3 protein-coding genes are annotated in these 4704 nt (G+C 67.9%); all 3 read left to right on the forward strand.

Features of this window, described 5'->3' with window-relative positions; all coding sequences use genetic code 11:
- The first annotated feature begins 129 nt into the window (after positions 1-129).
- The 3 genes from PV341_RS43905 (at position 130) to PV341_RS43915 (ending at position 4400) form a co-directional block, all read left to right on the forward strand.
- Entirely contained in the window at positions 130-912 is a 783-nt protein-coding gene (locus PV341_RS43905) for an AAA family ATPase (protein WP_500360846.1), read from the forward strand.
- Between the two features lie 1391 nt (positions 913-2303).
- On the forward strand, positions 2304-3446 hold the full coding sequence (locus tag PV341_RS43910; RefSeq protein WP_500360847.1) for a hypothetical protein: 1143 nt from the start codon (positions 2304-2306) through the stop codon (positions 3444-3446).
- Positions 3447-4199: 753 nt separating this feature from the next.
- A complete protein-coding gene (locus PV341_RS43915) occupies positions 4200-4400 on the forward strand; it encodes a hypothetical protein (RefSeq protein ID WP_450400668.1) in 201 nt (66 codons plus the stop codon).
- Positions 4401-4704 lie beyond the last annotated feature (304 nt).

Here is a 4704-nt window from a genome sequence, read left to right on the forward strand (position 1 = left end):
ACCTGGGCCCGCCCACGCCCCGCCGCTTCTGCAGCCCGGCCGCGCCCGGGGACCACACCGGCCCCTACGACGGAAGTGACTGACGCGACCGGCACCGCACCCGCCCCGGACGGCAAGGAGTGACACCATATGGCCACCGCTGAACGCAAGGGGCGCCTGCCCAAGGAACGCGAGGACCACTTCATGCGCCTGCCCGGCGCCCAGATCGTCTCCACCCGTGCACTGCTCACCGCACGAGAGAACATCCGGGCCGCGATCGAGGCGAAAGCCATGATCTGCATCTACGGGCAGGCCGGCAACGGCAAGTCCTTCGCAGTCAACGCCTCCCTGCGCGAACTCGCACCGACACTCACCCGCAGGATCCAGTTCCGGGCCCGCCCCTCCACCCGCGACCTGCGCCACGAGCTCTTCCACGCCCTGGGACTGCAGGGCCGGCCGCCCTCCCACGCGATCGAGTTCGACCGGATACTGCGCGGCGCGCTCGAGGAACCACGCGTGCTGGTCTGCGACGAGGCACAGTGGCTGTCCAAACTGTGCTTCGAATACCTGCGCTACCTGTGGGATGACACCGACTCGGACCTGACGATCGTCTTCACCGGCGGCAACGGCTGCTTTGAGATGCTGCAGAGCGAACCGATGCTGGAATCCCGCGTCTACGCCTGGCAGGAAATCGGCGGCATGCCCCTGGACGAGGTCCTCACCGTCATCCCCGTCTTCCACCCCGTATGGGCCGAAACCGACACCGAACTCATCGCCGTCTGCGACCAGGAAGCCGCACACGGAAACTTCCGCGCCTGGGCGAAGATCACCCACCACCTCATCGCCGGCCTGAAAGAGACCGGACGCCAAGCGGTGGACGAGGAACTGCTGCGCTGGGCCTACAGCAAGCTGAACACCCGGCAGATCGCCTGACCATGCTGACCTGCGACAACCCGCCCCCGATCACCGTCGTCCTCGACCCCGGCGACGACCTGGTCCACACCCGCGCCGCCCTGACCGCGCACACCCCCGCAGACGGAAGACTCACCATCCACCCCACGCCCAGCACCGACTCCGCCCTCACCCTCGCCTACGACGTCCTGGCCGCCCTCGGCAAACCCGTGCCCCTGACCGGCTACCGCCAGCTCGACACCGCCCCCGCCTGGACCCTGGCCGCAGCCTGGATCCTCGCCACCCACACCACCCACCTGACACTGCTGCGCGCCCACTTCCTCACCCCCCACCGCCTGAACGCCCTGCTCCAGCTACGCCGCCGCACCGGCCTGAGACTGACGCTGGTCTGCCACACCCCGCAGCTGCCCAGGTCTTTGGAACACGCACTGGCCGGTCTCCCGTACCGGATGGCGGAAGCGACAGCCCTACTGCCCGCGGGGGATCCGCCCGCCGCGACACCGCTAGCTGGCGGCTTGCGGCGCCCCCTGGCAGGCCGATGGCTCAACCTGCCGGCCCTGACCACGCTCACCGCATTCGACTCCGCCACCGACCCTTGCCAGTGCACCCCACCCATGGCCGCTGACCGCGACTACTTCCCACCCGCCCTGCCGGCCCTCACCGAGGCAGAAGTCGCCCACCGCCTGCACTCCGCCACCGCCCACCCGCACCTCGCCGCCCACCTCGCCACCGCCATCTTCACCGCAACCTCCACCACCCAGCTCGACACCGCCCACCTCCACGACCTCGCCCCCGACGCCTCCACCCTCACCCTCCACGACGACGGACTACGCCAAGGCTGCATGACCCACCACGTCCCCACCTGGGCACGCCCCCTGCTGCTCGCCGCCGCATTCACCTGGCGCATCGCCTCCGGCACCAGCGGGCCGCTCTTCACCGACCCTCTGGGCAGCACCGGCCTGCCCTACCTGACACGCTTCGCCGAAAGCTGCAAGCTCCGCCCACCCCAGCCACCCCGCCCCAAACGACGCAAAGGCTCACGCCGCCCGCGAAGCCACCTCAAACGATCTGGCCGTTCAGCCCTGCCCATTACGCCCTGTCCTGGGCCATGCGAGAACCCGACCTCATGCGCGGCTGCCCCCACCCACCACCCCACACCCGGCGAACCATCGCCGCATACAAAAAGGGATGGCCACCCCCGGACTACGGGCCGCGGCCACGCTCGCGCTGAGTCGGCGGGCCGCCTCCAAAGGACCACGGACGAGGCCGCATCGCGCCCACCGGCCCCTGCCGGAAGCTGCCGACGACGGACCAAAGCGTCGGCCAGCGTGGCTCAGCGTGAGATCTACAAGCCACCGAAGAGCGGATCGAGAAGGCTGGGCGTCAGCACGCTGGGCCCGGATGGCACGCTGATGAGTGATGATGTTGTGGTGAGTCTGGACCTGAGCAACTACGAACTCCTCTGGCCTACGCCGCTGTTCGTGTCCGAGGGCGAGCGCATCCTCCGTATCACGGGCTCCTCCTGGGAGGAGCAAGCGAAGTGGCTCCTGACAGAAGCCCTTGTCGGCGCCACAGCAGTCGCGGACTTCGAGGAGATACCAGGCCACAGAAACCCGGCAGCTGACCCCTGGGACACCACGGCTCGCCGCTACGGCGGCGTCCACCGGGGGGAAGACCAGTGCGACTGGTTCGCCGAACTCATCAAGCGAGCGTCTGAGCTTCGCCACGCGATTGCACCCCGGCCGTACTGGCCGCAGCGGCAAAGCAGCAGCTTCTCTCATGACGGCCGTCCGGCCCGCGACGCCCGAGGAGCCTTTACCGAGCTCATCGGCGACTTCGCCGAGACCGGATACCTGGCTGAGGCGTTTGGCGAGTACTGCGTAGACGACCACGACAACCTGCCCGACGCCTCCGAAGTGATCAAACGCCGCCTGGGCATTCCCGACCTGTGGCCTCTGGCCTCGGAGACTTGGGACGAGGACACCTTCTACGGCCTGATCGAGGTGTTCCACGACCTGGTCAGCCGCCCTCGTAGACGATGGCTCCACACCTACAGCAGTTGTGGCTGGCACCACCTGGAGTTCCACAACGGACCCGCCCGCGTCCTGTACCGGTGGAGAGTCAACCGGCTGCTGCGCGAAAGCGGTATCGAGTTCGAGCTGGCCGCCGAGGGCGAAGACCTTGGGCGTCTGGTCGCCGTCACCGACGACGCCCGCAGCGATCTGGTGCACCGCGTCCTCAACGACAGCCCGCCCGACACCACCGCCGGCGTTCGCCACGCCGTCGCCCTCTTCCGAGGGCGCGACGCATCGCCCGAGAGCAAGCGGTCGGCGATCTTCAACCTCGCCCGCATCCTCGAAGAGCGCCGTGCCCTGATCAAGGAGTATCTCGGGAAGGACGAAGGCGCCCTGTTTGAGATTGCCAACCGCTTCGACCTGCGCCACCGTCGGGCCGACCAGCGCGGCGAGTACGACGAGGTGTTCCTCGACTGGATTTTCTGGTGGTACCTCGGCACAGTGGAGCTCACCAACCGGCTGATCGCGTCACGGACCTGACACGTGTGACTCACCGGCCGGACCCGCGCTGACCTGTTCGCAGCCTCGCCGACGCCGTCAGCGCGCCGCGCCGCCGTCCCTGACCCGGAAGCGCAGGCCGTCGCCATGGCGCGCCCGGGACGTGGGGGTCCGGCTACCGCACGGGGCTTCCACCTGCACCACCCCACCGACCGCACCGTTCCCCCTGCGACCGCGCCGGTGCGCCCCCACCGACCACGCGGCCACCGCTCGCTCTTCGCCCCCGGCAAAGGCAAAAGCGGGCTGCCCCCAGCTGGACCTCAGGCCCCTTTGACGACCGCGTCGGGAGCCTGTCAGCTAGCGGTGCAACTTGGGGGGGTGAGTGACCGGCGGTCGATGGAGAGTCAGCCGTCGAAGTCCTGCCGTGTGGGCTTGTCTCCACAGCTTCCGGTCTGCGTGGTGGTGGAATACCACGTGCTCCCCCAAGACGCCAGGAGTTCACGCAAGTCCGTACCGGGGTGCAGCCCGCCTCATACAGTTGTCAGTGCAGGACAGCCACCGGCGAGCCGACATGTCGCCGGGGATCTGTGAGATCCGTGAATCACGACCCGGACACCTGTCTCCTAGCCGTCCACCATGGGCACCTGTCCTTTGCGTTGCCCCTGACCCGTTCGGACCCCGCTCTACCTGGGATTTACCGTCGGCGTGGACCTCAGTTCTGACCGCTGTTCATGTGGTCGAGCTGAGTGTGAGTACACGCGAGTTCGGCCCCGGCTATGAGGGCGTACCCAAACCGTGGACTCCATCATCCTGTGGCTCCTCGCCGCCTCCGGTGTGCTATCGGTTCTGCTCTTCGTCGTACGCGGGCTCCTTGACCAGTTGCCTGACGTGCTGATCGCTTGGCGCCGTGTGAAGAGGGCCATCCAAGAAGACGAGCCGGAACGGACTCTGCCTTCAAACTCCAGGGAAGAGCCTGCTGAACGTGAGGGCGAGTGAGAGCAGTCATCGGCGGCACCCCCAGGAAGATGGAGATGACGGATCCGCCAGTATTTGCCGAACCCCTGATGGAAGAGCCCCACCCGCCCCACCCCACCCTGTCTGTCGGCCCGGGAGAATGCCCTCTATGAGCACTGCCATCCCTGCCGTCTCCGGCCTTACCGGGCCGACTGTGCTACGCCCTGATCAGCAGGCTGGCCTGGACCGTGCGGTGCGGCATCTGCATCGTCCGGGCACCCGGGGGCTGTATGTGTCGGCGTGCGGTACGGGTAAAACCCTGGTCGGCATCCGTCTCGCGAGCACG

Source organism: Streptomyces sp. PA03-1a (genome assembly GCF_033792805.1).
GTDB lineage: Bacteria > Actinomycetota > Actinomycetes > Streptomycetales > Streptomycetaceae > Actinacidiphila.

What these genes read in the sequence shown, in the direction of transcription:
- PV341_RS43905 (WP_500360846.1), top strand. Translation starts at nt 130, where the DNA reads ATGGCCACCGCTGAACGCAAGGGGCGCCTGCCCAAGGAACGCGAGGAC.
- PV341_RS43910 (WP_500360847.1), top strand. Translation starts at nt 2,304, where the DNA reads ATGAGTGATGATGTTGTGGTGAGTCTGGACCTGAGCAACTACGAACTC.